The organism is Variovorax sp. IB41 (assembly GCF_016405905.1).
In the GTDB taxonomy this organism is placed as follows: domain Bacteria; phylum Pseudomonadota; class Gammaproteobacteria; order Burkholderiales; family Burkholderiaceae_C; genus Variovorax.
This window is the reverse complement of record NZ_JAEFCB010000010.1, coordinates 213,694-231,316: the sequence shown is the minus strand read 5'-3', so window position 1 is coordinate 231,316 and position 17,623 is coordinate 213,694. Positions and strand designations below refer to the sequence as shown.

Genomic DNA, 17,623 nt, shown 5'->3' with positions numbered 1-17,623 from the left:
GCTCAGGCCGCGGCCGGCGTGGCCTGCCCCGAGCGCAGGCCGAAGCGGTCCTGCGCCTGCTGGCGGTAGGCCGAGGGCGTCATGCCCTTCAACTGCAGGAAGCGCCGGTTGAAATTCGCGAGGTTCGCAAACCCCACCTCGTAGCAGATGTCGCTCACCAGCCGGTCGGAGGTCTGCAGCATCTCGCAGGCCTTGGTGATGCGCAGCCGCGTCACGAAATCGGTGAACGTGCTGCCCATGTGCTTGTGGAAGTAGCGCGAGAAGCTGCTCTCGGCCATGTTGGCCACGGCGCACACGGCCGGCAGCGAGAGCTCCTCGGTCAAGTGTGCGTCGAGGTAGTCGAGCACGCGGCGCATGCGGGTGTTGGCGCTCGGGTCGTCGTCCAGCGTTCCGGTGGCGCTGGAGATCTGGCGCCAGTCTTCCCAGTTCGCCAGCTCGTGCAGCAGTGCGATGAATTCCGCCAGGCGGGCCATGCCCTCCTGCGCCTGCACGCGCAGGAAACGCTCGCGCACCCGGTCGCCGATGCCGAAGAACTCCACACCGAGCTTCGCCCGGTCGAGCATCGGCAGCACCGCCTCCAGCTCGCGAAACAGGCCCGTGGCCTTGCGCAGCGGCTCGTCGCGAAAGTGGATGACCATGCTGCGCCCGACGATGCCCTCGGGCGGCACGTCGTCGGAGATCCAGGTGTGCGGCAGCCGCGCGCCCACCAGCGCCACGTAGCCCGGCTCGAAGCGGCCGATGTGGTTGCCGACGTAGGCATCGCCGCTGCTGCGGTTGATGCACTGCAGCTCGTACTCGTCGTGGTAGTGCCAGCAGTCGAACGGCCAGGGCGCGCCGTGCTGCAGGCAGCGCACCGAACCGCCGCCCGCCGGCTCGAAGCCCAGGCGCGGGTCGCGCAGCAGTTCATGCTCGAGTTCGGGCTTGCGGGCGGTGTGTGGTCTGCTCATGGCGTCTCCCTGGATTGAACCGCAGGATGCTTCCGAGCATGCGCGCCGCAGACGGCGGTACCGACAGGCGGCCGCCTGTCAGGCGCCGGCCACCTTCATGCGGTTGACCAGAATCGACCCCGTGGTCTTTGCACCGAAAGTGTAGGCATCGGCGCCGATGGCTTCAATGCCCATCAGCATGTCCTTGAGGTTGCCGGCGATGGTGATCTCCTCTACGGGGAAGGCGATGCGGCCCTTCTCGACCCAGAAGCCGCTCGCGCCGCGCGAGTAGTCGCCGGTCACGTAGTTCACGCCCTGCCCCATCAGCTCGATCACGAAGAGGCCGGTGCCCAGCTTGGCGAGCATGGCGTCCAGGTCGTCGCCGTGCCTGGTCAGGCGCGAGCTCAGCGTCAAGTTGTGCGAGCCGCCGGCGTTGCCGGTGGTCTTCATGCCCAGCTTGCGGGCCGAGTAGGTCGAGAGGAAATAGCCCTCGAGCCGCCCCGCATCGACCACCTTGCGCGCGCGCGTGGTCACGCCTTCGTCGTCGAAGGGCGAGCTGCCCTTGCCGCGCATCACGTGCGGGTCTTCGGCCACGTCGATGTGCTTGGCCACCACGGGCTTGCCGAGCGAATCGAGCAGGAACGTGCTCTTGCGGTACAGCGCCCCGCCGCTCACGGCCTGCACCAGCCCGCCCAGCAGGCCCACGGCCAGCGGCGACTCGAACAGCACCGGGCATTCGGTGGTCTTGATCTTGCGCGACTTCAGGCGGCTCAAGGCCCGTTCGGCGGCGTAGCGGCCCACGGCCTCGGGGCTCGCGAGTTCGTCGGCCGAGCGCATGGAGCTGTACCAGGCGTCGCGCTGCATGTTGTCGCCCTTGCCGGCGATGGGTGCCACCGAAATCGAATGCCGCGAACTGGCGTAGCCGCCGCGAAAGCCGTGCGTGTGGGCGCTGAAGAAGTGGCTCTGCTGGGCCGAGACGCCCGCACCTTCGCTGTTGGTGATGCGCTTGTCGGTCGAAAGGGCCGCCGCTTCGCACTCCAGGGCCAATTTGGCGGCCTGTTCGCTGGTCACATCCCAGGGGTGGAACAGGTCCAGCTCGGGGTGTTCCTTGGCGATGTCTTCCTCGTCGGGAAGGCCGCTCACCGGGTCTTCGGCGGTGAAGCGGGCGATGTCGTAGGCGGCCTGCACGGTCTGCTTGATGGCGCCCTCGGAGAAGTCGGACGTGCTCGCGTTGCCGCGGCGGTGGCCCACGTAGACCGTGATGCCGAGGGACTTGTCGCGGTTGCGCTCGACGTTCTCGAGTTCGCCCTTGCGGACCGAGACGCTGAGCCCGCAGCCCTCGGAGGCCTCGGCGCCGGCATCGGTCGCACCGAGCTTTTTGGCGTGGGCCAGGGCCGTGTCGACCAGGTTTTCGAAGAAGGAGCGGCTGTAGGCGAAGCCGGAATCGGCGCGCGAGGAGGATGTCGTCATGTGGTGGCTATGATACTTGCGCCCCCCATTTCCCGGTTTTCCCCCCAGCTTCCCGCTGTCTCGCGTTGTCTGTTGCGCACATTGCAACGCCGCACGGCGCGGCCCAGAATCCACCCACATGTCCCGCAAACCCAAAAAAGGCTATTTCGTCCGTGGCCAGTTCGTTGCCGAAGGCAGCGAACTGGACCTGGAGCTCAAGCGTGAGCTCAAGGGCACCGACGAAGCCAGCCGCACCGATCTCAAGCGCGAAAGCGACGAACTGCAAAAGCTCGGCACCGAGCTGCTCACGCTGCGCGCCGCCCTGTTCGATGCCCTCCAACTGGACGAAAAACTGGTCGACGCCGTCGCAGAGGCCAAGCGCATCACCAACTTCGAGGGCAAGCGCCGCCAGATGCAGTTCATCGGCAAGCTGATGCGCAAGCTCGAACCCGAAGTGCTGGAGGCCGTGAAGCTCGCGCTGACCGAGCAGAACAGCACGCCGGCCGCCGAAACCGCCGCCCTGCACGAGGCCGAGCGCTGGCGCGACCGGCTGATCGCCGACGACGACGCCCTGGGCGGCTGGATCGAGACCCACCCCGCCACCGACTCCCAGCAGCTGCGCGCCCTGGTGCGCCAGGCCCGCAAGGACATGAAGACCGGCCCGGCCGGCGAGGCGCCCCGCCAGGGCAAGGCCTACCGCGAGATCTTCCAGCTGGTGCGGGAGCAACTGGCCGTGCACGGCGGCGACGACCACGCCGCGGCCGCCGCCGCGCAGGACCGGGAAGAGGACGCATGAGTGCGTCGTTCGACCCGGTGCGCATCGGCATCGTCTCCGTCAGCGACCGCGCCTCCAGCGGCACCTACGAGGACAAGGGGCTGCCCGCACTGAAAGAGTGGCTCGGCCGGGCGCTGAAGAATCCCCTCGAATTCGAACCCCGCCTGATTCCCGACGAAACGGCACTGATCAGCGCCACGCTGATCGAGCTGGTCGACGCCGGCTGTTCGCTGGTGCTGACCACCGGCGGCACCGGCCCCGCGCTGCGCGACGTGACGCCCGAGGCCACCCTGGCCGTGGCCCACAAGGAAATGCCCGGCTTCGGCGAGCAGATGCGCCAGATCAGCCTGCGCTTCGTGCCGACCGCGATCCTCTCGCGGCAGGTGGCGGTGATCCGCGGCAAGAGCCTGATCATCAACCTGCCGGGCCAGCCCAAGTCGATCGCGGAAACGCTCGAAGGGCTGAAGGATGCCGACGGCGCGCAGGTGGTGCCGGGCATCTTCGCGGCGGTGCCCTACTGCATCGACCTCGTCGGCGGGCCGTACCTGGAAACCGACGACGCGGTCTGCAAGGCCTTCCGGCCCAAGTCGGCGATCCGGCCCGCGCGCTGAGCGCTTTTTCCGCTTTTTCCGCTTTTCCGTTGGCTACTTGACCAGCGTCAGCAGCGGCGCGCCCTTGTCCTTGACCATCGTCACCAGGAACTTCGCGGGCTTGGTCTTGCTGGCATTGCGCCCGACCGTGTGGATGTCGCCCGGGCCTTCGTAGAAGGTCTGGCCCGGCGTCAGCGTGACCTCCTTGCCGCCCTTCACGCCCATGACGATCGACCCCTGGAGCACGTAGATGAAGGCGTGGGCGTCGTGGCGGTGGACGGGGTCTACCGAGCCCGGCGGAAAGTCCACGATGAACGAGATCGCCTCCTTGCCGGGCATGTCCGCCAGGTCCTTCGTCATGAGGACGGTCGCGGCGGCTTCGGGTGCGGCCAGGGCGGGCATCGCGGCGAACACGCCGAGCGCGAGGGCGAGGGAATTGCAGGTCTTCTGGAAACGGGTCATGGGTTGTCTTTCGGCCCGGGTCGCGGGCATTGGATGAATGGGTTGGTGAACCGGCAGCGGGTGAATCAGGCGCGTGCGCGCTGTGCCAGCCAGTCTGCGAAAAGCGTCGTGCCCAGGCGAGGGTCGCGGCCCGGTGTCAGCGAGCGGTCGTCCAGCTCCACGCCGAAGTAGCTGGCCCCGGCATCGGTGACAACCGGGCGCTTGTCGCCGGTCGCCGCGAACAGGCGGCGCACCAGCGCGTCGAGCGGCAGCGCCTCGGGCCCCGCGATCTCGATGCGGCCGCGCGCGGGCGGCTCGGCCACCACCACGGCCAGCGCCGCGGCGACGTCGTCCGCCGCCATGGGCTGGATCAGCGCGTTCGACAGCCGCACCTCGCCGCCCCGCACGCTCCCGTCGGCGATGCCGGCCACGAACTCGAAGAACTGCGTGGCCTGCACGATGGTCCAGGGCACGGGCGAGGCCTCGATCAGCTCTTCCTGGCGCTGCTTGGCGCGGAAATAGCCGCTGGCCAGCAGGCGATCGGTGCCGACCACCGACAGCGCGATGTGGTGCGCGACGCCGGCCTCTGCCTCGGCGGCCAGCAGGTTGCGCCCCGCCGTGTCGAAGAAATGCAGCGCCGCCTCGTCCTCGAACGAGGGCGAATTCGCCACGTCGACGACGGTGCGTGCACCCGCGAGCGCTTCCCTCAGGCCCTCTCCGGTGAGCGTGTTGACGCCGGTGGATGGCGAGGCCGCAACGACCTCGTGGCCCGCCTGGCGCAGCAGCACGGCAAGCTTCGAGCCGATGAGGCCGGAGCCTCCGATGATGACGATTTTCATGATCGATTCCTGGTGAATGGCGAAAGAAGCACCTCCGTCCGGAGGCGCCTGTTCCTTAGACGTCCGGCGTCACGGGTTTGTGACAGGCCGGGCGAAAAACCAGGAAATCGACCCGCTGCGCGCCTAGGGCAGCCCCATCGACACGGGGCGGGCCTCGCGCCTGCGGGCCTCCTCTACCGCTTCGTCCTCATCGCGCCGGTGGGCGATGCGGTAGAGCAGCGGCAGCACCAGCAGCGTCAGCGCGGTCGAAGAGAGGATGCCGCCGATCACCACCGTCGCGAGCGGCCGCTGCACCTCGGCGCCGGTGCCGGTGGCGATCGCCATCGGCACGAAGCCCAGCGACGCGACCAGCGCCGTCATCAACACCGGCCGCAGCCGGGTGAGCGCGCCTTCGCGGATCGCCTCGTCCAGCGGCATCCCGCCTTCGCGCAGGTTGCGGATGAACGAGATCATCACCAGCCCGTTGAGCACCGCCACGCCCGAGAGCGCGATGAAACCCACCGCCGCCGAAATCGACAGCGGAATGCCGCGCAGCCACAGCGCGACGATGCCGCCGGTCAGCGCGAACGGAATGCCGGTGAACACCAGCAACCCGTCCTTCAGGTTGCCGAACATCGCGAAGAGCAGCGTGAACACCAGCAGCAGCGACACCGGCACCACCACCTGCAGGCGCTGCGTGGCCGATTCGAGGTTCTCGTACTGGCCGCCCCAGTCGGTCCAGTAGCCGGCGGGAATGCGCACGGCCCGCATCGCCTCTTCGGCCTCGGCCACGAAGGAACCCAGGTCGCGCCCGCGCACGTTGGCGCTGACGACGATGCGGCGCTTGCCGTCCTCGCGGCTCACCTGGTTGGGGCCCAGCGCGAGCTCCAGCGTGGCGACTTCGCCGAGCGGGATGAAGCTGGTGCGCGCGGCCTCAGCGCCTGTGCCCACTCCCACACCCACACCCTTCGGCAGCGCGATCGGCAGCCGCTTGATCGCCTCCAGGTCGGTGCGCAGGTTCTCGGGCAGGCGCACGAGGATGCCGAAGCGCCGGTCGCCGTCGAACAGCGTGCCCGCCTCGCGGCCGCCGACCGCGATGGAAATCGCGTCCTGCACGTCGCCCACGTTCAGGCCGTAGCGCGCGGTCTTCTGGCGGTCGATGTTCACCGTGAGCATCGGCAGGCCCGTGGTCTGCTCGACCTTCACCTCGGCCGCGCCGGCGATGCCCGCGAGCACCTTCAAGACCTCGGCCGCGGTCTTGTCGAGCACGGCCATGTCGTCGCCGAAGATCTTCACCGCCACGTCGCTGCGAACGCCCGAGATCAGCTCGTTGAAGCGCAGCTGGATAGGCTGCGAGAACTCGTAGTTGTTGCCCGGCAGCTTCTCGACCTCTTCCTGCACCGCCGTCAGCAGCTCGGCGCGCGTGCGGCGGGGCGCAGGCCACTCGCTCTCGGGCTTCAACATGATGTAGCCGTCCGAGATGTTCGGCGGCATCGGGTCCGATGCGATCTCGGCCGTGCCGGTGCGCGCGAACACGCGCTCGATCTCCGGGAATTTCGCCTTCAGCGTGCGCTCGAGCTGCATCTGCATCTCCACCGACTGCGTGAGGCTGGTGCCCGGTATGCGCAACGCCTGGACCGCGAAGTCGCCCTCGCTCAAGCTGGGCACGAACTCCGTGCCCAGCCGCGTGGCCAGCAGGCCCGAGAGCAGCACCGCCACCACGGCCGCGGTGATGACCAACGGCTTGATCGTCATCACGCGCGCCAGCAGCGGCGCATAGCCGCGCTTGGCCCACGCCATCAGCCGGTTCTCCTTCTCGCTCACCTTGTTGCCGATGAACAGCGCCACGGCCGCGGGAATGAAGGTGATCGACAGGATCATCGCGCCCAGGAGCGCGATCACCACGGTGAAGGCCATCGGGTGGAAGAGTTTCCCTTCCACGCCGGTGAGCGCGAAGATCGGCAGGTACACGATCATGATGATCAGTTGCCCGAAAAGCAGCGGGCGCCGCGCCTCCTGCGAGGCCGCAAACACCTCGTGGAAGCGCTCGCTGCGCGTGAGCGGCCGGCCGTGTTTGGCCTGCGCATGCGCCAGGCGCCGCACGCAGTTCTCCACGATCACCACCGCCCCGTCGATGATGATCCCGAAGTCCAGCGCGCCCAGGCTCATGAGGTTGGCGCTGACCTTCTGGTTCACCATGCCGGTGAAGGTGAAGAGCATCGACAGCGGAATCACCAGCGCGGTGATCAGCGCCGCGCGGATGTTGCCGAGAAAAAGAAAGAGGATCGCGATCACCAGCACCGCGCCCTCGAAGAGGTTCTTCTTCACCGTGGCGATGGCCTTGTCCACCAGCACCGTGCGGTCGTACACCGTCACCGCCTTCACGCCCGCGGGCAGCGTGCGGTTGACCTCCTGCATCTTCCTGTCGACCGCTTGCGACACGGTGCGGCTGTTCTCGCCGATCAGCATGAAGACGGTGCCCAGCACCACCTCGCGGCCGTTGTCGGTGGCCGCGCCCGTGCGCAGCTCCTGGCCGATGCCGACCTCGGCCACGTCCTGCACGCGCAGCGGAATGCCGCCCGCGTTGCCCAGGATCACGTTGCCGATGTCCTCGGCCGACTTCACCTGCCCCGGCGCGCGAATGAGGTACTGCTCGCCGCGCTTCTCGATGTAGCCCGCGCCCACGTTGGCGTTGTTGCGCTCCAGCGCGGTGACCAGGTCGGTCATCGTGAGGCCGTGCGCCAAGAGCTTCGCGGGGTCGGGCGCGATATGGAACTCCTTGGCGTAGCCGCCGATGGAGTTGATCTCGGTCACGCCCTTCACGTTGCGCAGCTGCGGCTTGATGATCCAGTCCTGGATCTCGCGCAGGTCCGTGGGCGTGTAGGGCTTGCCGTCGGGCTTCTTCGCGCCCTCCTCCGCCTCGACGGTCCAGAGGTAGATTTCGCCCAGCCCCGTGGAGATCGGCCCGATCACCGGCGAGATGCCGGCGGGCATGCGCTCGCGCGCCGACTGGATGCGCTCGTTCACCAGTTGCCGCGCGAAGTAGATGTCGGTGCCGTCCTGGAAGATCACCGTCACCTGCGAGAGGCCGTAGCGCGAGAGCGAGCGGGTCTGCTGCAGGCCCGGCAGGCCCGCCATCACCGTCTCGATCGGGTAGGTCACGCGCTGCTCGGCTTCCAGCGGCGAATAGCCGGGCGCGGCGGTGTTGATCTGCACCTGCACGTTGGTGATGTCGGGCACCGCGTCGATGGGCAGCTTCTGGTAGCTGAAGACGCCGAGCGCGGCCATGCCGAGCACGGCAAGCAGCACGAGCCAGCGCTGCGCGATGGAGAAGCCGATGATGCGTTCGAACATGCGGCGGTCCTCAGTGGGTGTGCGTGGCCGAGCTCTTGCCCTGCTGCGACTTCACGACGAAGCTGCCGCTGGCCGCGTAGGACGCGCCCGGCTTCAGGCCGCCCACGATCTCGATGCGCTTTCCGTCGCTGCGGCCGGTCTGCACGTGCTGCGGCAGGAAGCCGCCGGGCACCTTGAGGAACACGGTGGGCTTGTCTTCCACCGTCTGCACCGCCTCGGCCGACACCGTGACGGGCGCGTCCGCCTCGGACGCCACCAGTTCCACGTTCACGAACAGGCCCGGGCGCCACACGCGCTGCGGGTTGGTGAGCGTGACGCGCGCGGTGGCCGTGCGCGTCTGCGCGCCGATGAGCGAGCCCACGTACGACACCGTGCCGCTGGCGGTCTGGTCGAACGCGGTCGAGCGGATGGTCACCGGCTCGCCGATGCGCACGAGGTTCAGGTTGCCCGCGGCCACGCTGATCTCTGCCCACACGGTCGAGAGATCGGAGATGGTGAACACGTTGACCGCCTCGCCCACCGATTCGCCGAGCGAGATGTGCTTCTCGACCACCATGCCGTCGAAGGGCGCGCGCAGCTCGTAGCGCCCGAGCGCGGCCGAGCCCGGCGTGGCGCCCAGCGCCAGCAGCTTCTGGTGGGCGTTGGCCACGGCGATCTGCGCCTCCTGCATGGCCTGCTGGGCCTGCAGGTAGTCCTGCTGGGGCGAGATCTTTTCTTCCCAGAGTTTCTTCTCGCGCTCGTAGGTGCTGCGCGCGAGCTCGAGCCTGCGCTGCGCCGATTGCAGCGCGCTGCGCTGCTCCGAGAGCCCCGGGCTCGAGAGCACCGCGAGCACCTGCCCGCGCTTGACCTCCTGGCCCAGGTTGGCCGACACGCTGTCGACCACGCCCGCCACGCGCGGCACCACGTGGGCCGTGCGGTCTTCGTTGAACTTGATCTCCCCCGGCAGTTGCAGCGAGGTCTTGATGCGCGCGGGGCCGGCGCTTTCGATGGCCATGCCGGCGGCCTTGACCTGCTCGTCGGTGAAGGCGATCTTTTCTTCTTCCGCCTTGCGTTCCTTCGACTCGGCCTTCGCTTCGCCGGGAGCACCCTTCTCGCTCTTTTCTTTGGACTCCTCGCCGTGGTGCTCCTTGTCGCCATGGCCCTTGGCCTCTTCATGGCCGTGCTCATGGCCGTGGTCCTTGCCTTCGGCCCTTCCCTCCTCGTGGTGCTCGCCGTCGGCATGCCCCCCGGCTTCCGAATGGCCCGCCGCCTCGGGCTTGGCCGGCGCGGTGCGCAGGATGAGTGCGCCCGCCGCGAGGCCCACGACCAGGACGGCGACGATGGCCATCCACTGCTTCTTGCCGATGCGTTCGGCGAAGGTCTTGCGTTCTTGTTGCGTGTTCATGGTCTGTCCTTGTCAGCGCGCGACGGGCGTCGCATGCAGGGTTTCTTCGCCGTCGGTGCCCAGCAGCCGGTCGAGCTCGCCGGCCGCGCGGTGCGCATCGGCCAGTGCGACGAGGTACTGGTTGCGTACCTGGAACAGCGTGCGCTGCGCATCGAGCGCTTCGAGAAAGCTGAACTTGCCCAGCTCGAAGCCCTTGGTCGCAGCCCTGTAGGCGGTCTCGGCGCCGGGGAGCGCATCGCGCTGCAGCGTCTCGGCCGTGGCGCGCGCCGAGCGCAGGCGCTCGGTGGCCTGCGCCACGTCGGCGCCCAGCTGCAGCTCGGCGGCGGCGAGGTCGTCGCGCGCTTTCTCCTCGCGGCTGAGCGCCTCGGCGAGGTTGCCGCGGTTCGTATCGAAGATCGGCAGCGGCACCGAGAGGCCGACGACCACCTGGTTGCGGCGGCTGCTCGCGCCCTCGGTGTCGGTGGACGCGGGCACGCGCTTGGCGCCGAGGGAGACGGTGATGTCGGGGATGCGCTTGGCCTGCTCCAGGCTGGAGAGCGCCTCGCGCCGTTCGACTTCGAGCCGCGCCTGCCGCAGCACGGGCGCGGCGAAGAGCCGGCCTTCAACGTCCCGTGCCGAAGCGAGCACCGGCAACTGGTCGACCGCGCCGTCCACTTGCGTGAAGCGCGGCGACGGGTTGCCCCACAGCGCGGCCAGTTGCTGGCGCGCCGAGCGCAGCGTGCCCTCGGCCTGCAGCAGCTCGACGCGCACGCCCGCCTCGGCGACGCGCGCGCGAGTCTCCTCCAGCGGCGACACCTTGCCGGCCGTGACGCGGTTGGCGGCGGCCTTCGTCGCGGTCTGCGCGAGGCCGACGGAATCCTGCGCGAGCCGCAGGCGCTCCTGCGCGGTCAGCACCTCGAAGAACAGCGTGACGGTCGATGCGCGCAGCTCCGAGCGCCGCGCGGCGAGCGCCGATGCGGCCTGGTCGCGCGCGCGCTCCGCCGCCGTCACGCGGGCCGCGCGCTTGCCGCCCAGTTCGATGGGCTGGCTCAGCTGCAGCGTGGTCGTGCGGTTGTCGCGACGCAGGTCTTCCAGCTGCGCGCCGAGCACCGGGTTGGGCCAGGCGCCGGCCTGCACGATCGCGCCCTCGGTGGCCTCCTGCTCACGCGAGGCTGCGGACAGGCTGGGGTTGGACTGCAGCACCATCGCGACGGCGCTGCGAAGGGTCAGCGGACCCGCGGGCTCCAGCGTCCTGGCGGGCGCGCGGGATGAAGAAGACTGGGAGCCGGCAGCAGTCTGCGACTGCGTTTGTGAATAGGCCGGGGGCACCGCCAAGGCCAACACGGCCAGCGGCACGAAGAGCGTGCGCATCGAATTCTCCTGGGTTGCGAAACAACGGACGGACGAATTCGGCGAGAGCTCAGCTGATGAAGGGGATCAGTGGTGGGTGGTGTTCTCTCGCCGAATCAGAGGGCGAGAGGCCGTGCGGGGCGCACCGGGACTTCGGAGACATGCGAAACGAAACGCTCTTCCGATCGGGCGTGCAGCACCTGGGGCAGCCGCGGTGCATCGGCTGTATCGCCGGCCGCCACGTTCACATGCTGCGCGCAGCCGAAGTGGCTCACGATGCAATGGCCGACCGCGCCGTTGGGCTGCGTGGTGGCGTTCTTCTTGGCGCCGTCGCCGGTGTGCGTGCGATCGGTGCCGCGGGCATCGTCCTCATGGTGGCCCCAGTGCCCGGGTTGCGTATCGCGCTCGTGCTCGCAATACGCCGCCGACGCCGCCCAGCTGAGCTGGAACGGAAGCAGGAGCAGCAAAAAGATGAGGAGCCAGCGACGCATGAGTCAAAAAGTATATCGACGGGGGTGAAGTCCCCATCCCGCAAAGGCCCTGCGGTTCGAGGGCCCGGCGCAATCTACGACGCGAAGGCGGCGCCTTGTCCGTCAATAGGATTACTAAATCGTAACCGGTGCATTGAAAGGTATTGGGTACGATTCGACGATGCGAATTCTTGTCATCGAAGACGAGCCCAAACTGGGCGACTATCTGAAAAAAGGGCTGGAGGAAAACGGATATGTGGTCGACATAGCCCGCGACGGCATCGAGGGCCGTTACCTCGCCACCGAGGGCGACTACGCGCTCGTACTGCTGGACGTGATGCTGCCCGGCATCGACGGATTCGCCGTGCTGCAGGCCATACGCCGCACGAAGAATGTGCCCGTGCTGGTGCTCACCGCGCGCGACAAGGTCGAAGACCGCGTGCAGGGCCTGCAGCAAGGCGCGGACGACTACCTCGTCAAGCCCTTCTCCTTCTCCGAACTGCTGGCGCGCGTGCAGGCGCTGCTGCGGCGCGGCAAGGCGCAGGACTCGACGGTGCTGCGCCTGGCCGACCTGGAGCTGGACATGGCCAGCCGCAAGGTGTTTCGCAACCGCGGGCGGCTGGACCTCACGGCCAAGGAATTCACGCTGCTGGTGGTGCTGCTGCGCCGGCGCGGCCAGATCCTCTCGCGCACCACGCTCGCCGAGCAGGTGTGGGACATGAACTTCGACAGCGACACCAACGTGGTGGAAGTGGCCATCCGGCGCCTGCGCAGCAAGATCGATGATCCGTTCGAAGTGAAGCTGCTGCACACCGTGCGCGGCATGGGCTACGTGCTGGAAGACCGCTCCTGGGCATGAGCCCCCGGCCGCACGCGAACTCGATCCAGCGCCGCCTCTCGCTCTGGATCGCCGCGCAGACGCTGTTCGGCCTCAGCGTGATCTGCCTGGCCATCTACCTCGTGACGGCTTGGAACTTCGGCCAGAAGCAGGAGGACGAACTCGACCAGAAAGCAGTGCTGGTAGAGCACCTTCTGAAGGAGGCCGAGAAAGGCGGCGACCTCGTCTTCCTCAGGCACAAGCTGGACGACTTCTTCTCGATGCAGGACGACGTGAGCCTGTCGATCTCGCATGCGGGCCGGCAGCTCTTCCAGTCGCGGCCCACGGCGGGCGGGCGCTGGATGCGGCGCGACCTCACGGTGCCCTGGCAGCAAAACGGTCCCGCAACCCAGTTGCAGGTGCAGCTCGGCGTGAACGTGGCGCAGGAAGCGCGGCTCCTCGAACGCCTCGCCTGGACGCTGCTCGGCGCCGTGGTGCTGGGCACGGCGCTCGTGTCGCTCACCGGCATGTGGCTGGTGCGGCGCGGCCTGCGGCCGCTGAAGGCGCTGGCCGACCGGACCGCGGCGATGGCGCCCGACAAGACCAACCAGCCGATCGATGCACTGGCCTTCGCCGAAGAACTGCGCCCGTGGATCACGCAGTTCAACGCGCTGCTGATGCGCGTGCAGCGCGCCTACGTGCAGCTCGAATCGTTCAATGCCGACGTGGCGCACGAGCTGCGCACGCCGCTCGCGAACCTGATCGGCTCCACCGAACTCGCGCTCACGCGGCCGCGCTCCAACGAAGAACTGCAGGCCGTGCTGGCATCGAACCTGGAGGAGATCGGCCGCCTCTCGGGCATCGTCACCGACATGCTGTTTCTCTCGAAGGCCGACCGCGGCACCTCCACGCGTTCGCGCGCCGTCGTGAGCCTGGCGGCGCAGGCGCGCGACGTGATCGACTTCTACGATGCGATGCTCGACGAGGCGGGGCTGAAGGCCCAAGTCACCGGCGATGCGATGGCCGACGTGGACGCCGCGCTGGTCCGCCGCGCGCTCTCCAACCTGCTGGGCAATGCGATCCGCTTCGCAGCGCCCGCTTCGGCCATCGGCATCGAACTGAAGGAAGACCGCGACGCGTTCATCCTCTCGGTCGTGAACCGCGGGGAGCCGATCGATGCGGCCGCGCTCCCACGCCTCTTCGAGCGCTTCTACCGCGCCGCGCAGGCCCGCGACGGATCGGTCCGGCACCACGGGCTGGGCCTCGCCATCGTCGAGGCCATCGCGCGCATGCACGGCGGGCGCGTGTTCGCGACGAGCGAAGGCGGGGAAACGCGCATCGGCTTCACGGTGCGCCGCAACGGCTGAAAGCGCTGCCTCGCGCTCAGGGCTTGGCGTGCGCCTCGGCTTCCGCCGGGGCGGCCACGCCGGCCACCGCCTTCGGCTTGCGGCCGATGCACAGCGTCATCAGCGGCCCCGTCATCGCGGTGGTGGCGAGCGCCATCACCAGGAGCATCGTGAAGAGCTCGGGGCCGATCAGGCCCACGTCGAAACCGATCTTGATGACGATCAGCTCCATCAGCCCGCGCGCATTCATCAGCGAGCCGGTGGCCATGCTGTCGCGCCAGCCGTAGCCGGCCATGCGCGCGCCGGCCGCGCCGCCAGCGACCTTGCCGACGGTGGCCACGCCGATGATCAGCAGCATCGCGCCCAGGCTCGTGCCCGTGAAGGCGCTGGCGGTGGTGCCCAGCCCCGCGAGCGCGAAGAAGAGCGGCATCAGCACGACGATGGAAATGGGCTCGATGCGCTCGCTCAGCGAGCGCAACAGGCGGTCATCGCGCGGCAGGCAGGCGCCGAACAGGAAGGCGCCGAACACCGCATGCAGGTGCAGCCATTCGGTCAGCAGCGCGGTGACCAGCAGGCCGATCATCAGCGAGGCCATCACCGTGGTCGACGGCTCGCCGTCGGGCGCCTTCACGCGCAGCAGCCAGGCGAAGGCCGGCTTCAGGCCGAAGAACAGGAAGGCCAGCATCACCACCACGCCGACCGTGATCTTCACGAGGCCCGCATAGCCCTCGCCCGCGCCGACCATGGCCACCACGAAGGCCAGCAGGATCCAGGCGAACACATCGACCACCGCCGCGGCGCTCAGCGAGAGCTGGCCGAAGGAAGTGCGCGTCATGCCGCGGTCCTTCAGGATGCGCGCCATGACGGGGAAAGCCGTGATGGAGAGCGCCGCCGCCATGAAGAGCGCGAACGGCCAGAACGCGACGCCGGCCGGCGCGAGCGCGGGATACAGCGTCGGCGAGATCGCCAGGCCCAGCGCCAGCGGCACGATCACGCTGAGCACGCCCACGGCGCCGGCCGCCTTCAGCTGCGCGCGCATGTTCTGCGAAGACCGCAGCTCCAGCCCGACGACGAACATGAAGAGCACCAGCCCCACGGTCGAGAGCGACGAGAGGCCCTGCAGCAGATCCTTGGCGAACAGCTGCGCATGCAGCGCGGGAAAGAGCGCGCCCATCACCGCCGGCCCGAGCATCAGGCCCGCGGCCATTTCGCCCACCACGCTGGGCTGGCCCAGGTAGCGGAGCACCCAGCCGCAGACGCGCGCGGTGGTGAGGATGACGACGAGTTGCAGCAGCAGGGTGGTGACGGACATGGGAGATCGGGGCGCGGGCGCCAGGGGGCGTAGCCAGCGATGTTAGTGCCGCGGGGGGCCGGGTTCAATCCGGCAGCCGGCCCGCCAGGATGCGCGCGAGGCACTCGGCCAGCTCCTGCAGCCCCAGCGGCTTGTGCAGCACCTCGGCCACACCCGCATCGCGCGCCCGCTGCTCTAGCGCCACGTTGACGTTGCCGCTCACCAGCGCCACCGGCAGCGCCGGGCGCTTCGCGCGCAGCAGCCGGGCCAGCTCGCTGCCGGGCATGCCGGGCAGCATCTCGTCGGTGAGCACCGCGTCGAAGCGCAGCGGATCGGCCTCGAACGCGGCCAGTGCGCGCTCGCTGGTGCCGAAGCCCACCGGCTCGTAGCCCAGGCTCGCGAGCAGTTCCTCGGCCAGTTCGCGCAGCGGCTGCTCGTCGTCCACGATCATCACGACCTCGCCGTTGCCGCGCGGGCAGCCGGGCACGGTGTCCAGCGGCGCCTGTTCGGGCTCGCCCTCGGCCGCCTGCCCTTGCAGCACCGGCAGCCACACCGACACGACCGTCGGCTGGCCATTGCCCGTCACCACATCGATGGCGCCGCCGATGTCCGCCACGATGCCGTGCACCACCGAGAGCCCGAGCCCCGTGCCCTCGCCCACCTTCTTGGTGGTGAAGAACGGGTCGAACATGCGCTGCAGCACCTCGGGCGGAATGCCCGGGCCGGTGTCGCCCACGTCCAGGCGCACGTACGAACCGGCGGCGATGTCGCCGTGCAGCAGCGCGCGCTTCTCGGCGATGTCCACGCGGTCGAGCCGCAGGCTCACCACGCCGACCTCGCCCACCTCGCCAACTTCCCCCATGGCCTGCACGGCGTTCGTGCAGAGGTTCATCACCACCTGGTAGAGCTGCGTGCCGTCGCCCACCACGGCCGCGCTGCCGGACTGCAGCCGCGCGTCCACGCGCAGGCCCGGCGGCAGCGTGGGCACGAGCATCGAGATCACCTCTTCGACCAGCGCCTGCATGTTGACCGGCACGCGCTCGGCGATGCCGCTGCGGCTGAAATCGAGAATGCGCCGCACCAGCAGGCGCGCACGGGCGCCGGCCTGCATCACGCGGTCGATGTGGCGGCGCATCGCGCTGCCGGCCTCGGCCTGCTGCTGCGCCATTTCGCCGAAGCCGAGGATGGCGCCCAGGATGTTGTTGAAATCGTGCGCGATGCCGCCCGAGAGCGTGCCCAGCGCCTCCAGGCGCTGCGTCTGCTGCAGGCGCGCCTCGAGCCGGGCCTTGTCGGCCTCGGCGAGCTTGCGGTCGCTCACGTCGGTGGCCGCGCCGAAGAGGCGCAGCGCCGCGCCCGCCTCGTCGCGCACGCAGCGGCCGCGGGCGTGGATCCAGCGCCATTCGCCGCCGGCGTGGCGCACGCGGTATTCGAGTTCGACCGCGTGCGTGCGGCCGGCCAGGTGGTCGTCGATGGCAGCCTTCGCGCGCGGGGCGTCGTCGGGGTGCAGACGCACGTGGCGCAGCACGTCGGCCGAGGTGCCCAGCGGCACCGACGCATCGACGCCGTGGAGCGCGCGCCACTTGTCGGAGACGAACACCGAGTCCTCGGCGAAGTTCCACTCGGCATGGCCTTCGTTCGCGGCCTCCATGGCCATGGCGTAGCGCTCCTCGCTCTGGCGCAGCGCCAGTTCGCCGCGTTCCTGCCGCCGCAGCTGGCGCAGGAGGCCCACGATGGTGAGCACCACCAGCAGGATCAGCAGCACCGTGCGGATGCCCGAGCTCCACATCTCGTCGTACCAGGGGCGCAGCGCCTCTTCCTCGTCGCGCATGATGGCCAATATCAGCGGCCGCTTGCCCACGCCCACCGCGGCGATCAGCTTGGGGCGGCCGTCCATCGGGTTGATGGCGCGCGCCACCTTGCCGCCTTCTTTCAGCGCCGCGAGCTCGGGAAAACTCAGCTTCTTCTCGGGGTCGGTGGGCCCAGGCTGGCGCACCACCAGCGTGCCGTCGCTCAGCGTGAGCAGCAGCGAGCTGCCCTGGCCCAGCTGGATGGCCGAGTACATGCCTTCGAGGTGCTGCAGCGTGACGATGGCGGTGACCACGCCCGCGAACGCGCCGCCCGGCCCGTCGATGCGGCGCGACACCACCAGCCCCGGCATGCCTTCCGTGCGGGTGGTCATCGGCTCGCTGATGAAAAGACCCGTGTCGCGCGAATCGCGCTGCGCGGTGAAGTACGGCCGGTCGGACACATCGGACAGCGGACCGCCCGTCTCGCGCGAGCGATGGCGCTGCATGCCGTGGGCATCGACGATGGTGAGCACGCTCACCTGCGGCACGCCGACCGTGCGGGAGGCCAGGCCCGGCGACACCTCGCCGGGGCCGAAGTCGCCGCTCGAGGCGCCGTACCAGCTCGCGGTGTCGCGCAGCACCACGTCGACCGCCTGCATGCTGCGCAGCGACTGCTCGGCCAGCGCCTTGGCGAGGTTGCCGAGCTCGCGCTCGTTGGCCAGCATGATCTGCTGGTGCAGCCGCCAGCCGTCGTAGCCCGCCGAGCCGATGCACGCGGCGATCAGCAGCACGCCGGCGGCAACGATGCGGCGGCGCAGGCGGTCGGCGGATTTCATGGCGTCACGC

14 protein-coding genes are annotated in these 17,623 nt (G+C 69.2%); 4 read left to right on the top strand and 10 right to left on the bottom strand.

Annotated features, from left to right (window positions below):
* Nucleotides 1-2: 2 nt before the first annotated feature.
* Both JC881_RS19535 and pmbA read right to left on the bottom strand, forming a co-directional pair.
* Nucleotides 3-947: a helix-turn-helix domain-containing protein gene (locus JC881_RS19535; RefSeq protein ID WP_198787359.1), complete on the bottom strand. Its 945-nt coding sequence runs from the start codon at nt 945-947 to the stop codon at nt 3-5.
* A gap of 78 nt (nt 948-1,025) precedes the next feature.
* Nucleotides 1,026-2,396, bottom strand: coding sequence for a metalloprotease PmbA (pmbA, locus tag JC881_RS19530; protein WP_198787358.1), 1,371 nt, complete (start codon nt 2,394-2,396; stop codon nt 1,026-1,028).
* A 118-nt stretch (nt 2,397-2,514) separates the two neighbouring features.
* On the opposite strand from pmbA, the gene yjgA reads away from it, so the two are divergent.
* Together yjgA and mog are read left to right on the top strand one after the other, a co-directional pair.
* Entirely contained in the window at nt 2,515-3,171 is a 657-nt protein-coding gene (yjgA, locus tag JC881_RS19525) for a ribosome biogenesis factor YjgA (RefSeq protein ID WP_042576993.1), read from the top strand.
* Nucleotides 3,168-3,761, top strand: coding sequence for a molybdopterin adenylyltransferase (gene mog, locus JC881_RS19520; protein WP_198787357.1), 594 nt, complete (start codon nt 3,168-3,170; stop codon nt 3,759-3,761). Before yjgA ends, mog begins: the two co-directional genes overlap by 4 nt.
* Nucleotides 3,762-3,794: 33 nt before the next feature.
* Here mog and JC881_RS19515 read toward each other — a convergent pair whose 3' ends face one another.
* The 6 genes from JC881_RS19515 to JC881_RS19490 all read right to left on the bottom strand — a co-directional run bounded on the left by JC881_RS19515 (nt 3,795) and on the right by JC881_RS19490 (nt 11,557).
* Nucleotides 3,795-4,202, bottom strand: a complete 408-nt coding sequence (locus tag JC881_RS19515; RefSeq protein ID WP_198787356.1) for a cupin domain-containing protein — start codon at nt 4,200-4,202, stop codon at nt 3,795-3,797.
* 65 nt (nt 4,203-4,267) lie between these two features.
* Nucleotides 4,268-5,020: an SDR family oxidoreductase gene (locus tag JC881_RS19510; RefSeq protein ID WP_198787355.1), complete on the bottom strand. Its 753-nt coding sequence runs from the start codon at nt 5,018-5,020 to the stop codon at nt 4,268-4,270.
* 123 nt (nt 5,021-5,143) lie between these two features.
* Nucleotides 5,144-8,353, bottom strand: a complete 3,210-nt coding sequence (locus tag JC881_RS19505; RefSeq protein WP_198787354.1) for a CusA/CzcA family heavy metal efflux RND transporter — start codon at nt 8,351-8,353, stop codon at nt 5,144-5,146.
* A 10-nt stretch (nt 8,354-8,363) separates the two neighbouring features.
* Nucleotides 8,364-9,737: an efflux RND transporter periplasmic adaptor subunit gene (locus JC881_RS19500; protein ID WP_198787353.1), complete on the bottom strand. Its 1,374-nt coding sequence runs from the start codon at nt 9,735-9,737 to the stop codon at nt 8,364-8,366.
* 12 nt (nt 9,738-9,749) lie between these two features.
* A complete protein-coding gene (locus JC881_RS19495; RefSeq protein ID WP_198787352.1) occupies nt 9,750-11,087 on the bottom strand; it encodes a TolC family protein in 1,338 nt (445 codons plus the stop codon).
* Between the two features lie 95 nt (nt 11,088-11,182).
* A complete protein-coding gene (locus JC881_RS19490; RefSeq protein ID WP_198787351.1) occupies nt 11,183-11,557 on the bottom strand; it encodes a hypothetical protein in 375 nt (124 codons plus the stop codon).
* Nucleotides 11,558-11,717: 160 nt separating this feature from the next.
* Here JC881_RS19490 and JC881_RS19485 point away from each other — a divergent pair, with 160 nt between their 5' ends.
* Together JC881_RS19485 and JC881_RS19480 are read left to right on the top strand one after the other, a co-directional pair.
* Nucleotides 11,718-12,395 carry a heavy metal response regulator transcription factor gene (locus JC881_RS19485; RefSeq protein WP_198787350.1) on the top strand — a complete coding sequence of 226 codons (678 nt, stop codon included), beginning with the start codon at nt 11,718-11,720 and terminating at the stop codon, nt 12,393-12,395.
* On the top strand, nt 12,392-13,720 hold the full coding sequence (locus JC881_RS19480) for a heavy metal sensor histidine kinase (RefSeq protein ID WP_198787349.1): 1,329 nt from the start codon (nt 12,392-12,394) through the stop codon (nt 13,718-13,720). Before JC881_RS19485 ends, JC881_RS19480 begins: the two co-directional genes overlap by 4 nt.
* Before the next feature lie 16 nt (nt 13,721-13,736).
* On the opposite strand, the gene JC881_RS19475 is transcribed toward JC881_RS19480, so the two are convergent.
* Complete coding sequence (locus JC881_RS19475) at nt 13,737-15,011, bottom strand: cation:proton antiporter (RefSeq protein ID WP_198787348.1); 1,275 nt, start codon at nt 15,009-15,011, stop codon at nt 13,737-13,739.
* A gap of 64 nt (nt 15,012-15,075) precedes the next feature.
* Nucleotides 15,076-17,613, bottom strand: coding sequence for an ATP-binding protein (locus JC881_RS19470; protein ID WP_198787347.1), 2,538 nt, complete (start codon nt 17,611-17,613; stop codon nt 15,076-15,078).
* Nucleotides 17,614-17,623: the final 10 nt, after the last annotated feature.

Coding starts and splice junctions, on each gene's coding strand:
- JC881_RS19535 (WP_198787359.1), bottom strand. CDS start 947: ATGAGCAGACCACACACCGCCCGCAAGCCCGAACTCGAGCATGAACTG.
- pmbA (WP_198787358.1), bottom strand. CDS start 2,396: ATGACGACATCCTCCTCGCGCGCCGATTCCGGCTTCGCCTACAGCCGC.
- yjgA (WP_042576993.1), top strand. CDS start 2,515: ATGTCCCGCAAACCCAAAAAAGGCTATTTCGTCCGTGGCCAGTTCGTT.
- mog (WP_198787357.1), top strand. CDS start 3,168: ATGAGTGCGTCGTTCGACCCGGTGCGCATCGGCATCGTCTCCGTCAGC.
- JC881_RS19515 (WP_198787356.1), bottom strand. CDS start 4,202: ATGACCCGTTTCCAGAAGACCTGCAATTCCCTCGCCCTCGCGCTCGGC.
- JC881_RS19510 (WP_198787355.1), bottom strand. CDS start 5,020: ATGAAAATCGTCATCATCGGAGGCTCCGGCCTCATCGGCTCGAAGCTT.
- JC881_RS19505 (WP_198787354.1), bottom strand. CDS start 8,353: ATGTTCGAACGCATCATCGGCTTCTCCATCGCGCAGCGCTGGCTCGTG.
- JC881_RS19500 (WP_198787353.1), bottom strand. CDS start 9,737: ATGAACACGCAACAAGAACGCAAGACCTTCGCCGAACGCATCGGCAAG.
- JC881_RS19495 (WP_198787352.1), bottom strand. CDS start 11,087: ATGCGCACGCTCTTCGTGCCGCTGGCCGTGTTGGCCTTGGCGGTGCCC.
- JC881_RS19490 (WP_198787351.1), bottom strand. CDS start 11,557: ATGCGTCGCTGGCTCCTCATCTTTTTGCTGCTCCTGCTTCCGTTCCAG.
- JC881_RS19485 (WP_198787350.1), top strand. CDS start 11,718: ATGCGAATTCTTGTCATCGAAGACGAGCCCAAACTGGGCGACTATCTG.
- JC881_RS19480 (WP_198787349.1), top strand. CDS start 12,392: ATGAGCCCCCGGCCGCACGCGAACTCGATCCAGCGCCGCCTCTCGCTC.
- JC881_RS19475 (WP_198787348.1), bottom strand. CDS start 15,011: ATGTCCGTCACCACCCTGCTGCTGCAACTCGTCGTCATCCTCACCACC.
- JC881_RS19470 (WP_198787347.1), bottom strand. CDS start 17,613: ATGAAATCCGCCGACCGCCTGCGCCGCCGCATCGTTGCCGCCGGCGTG.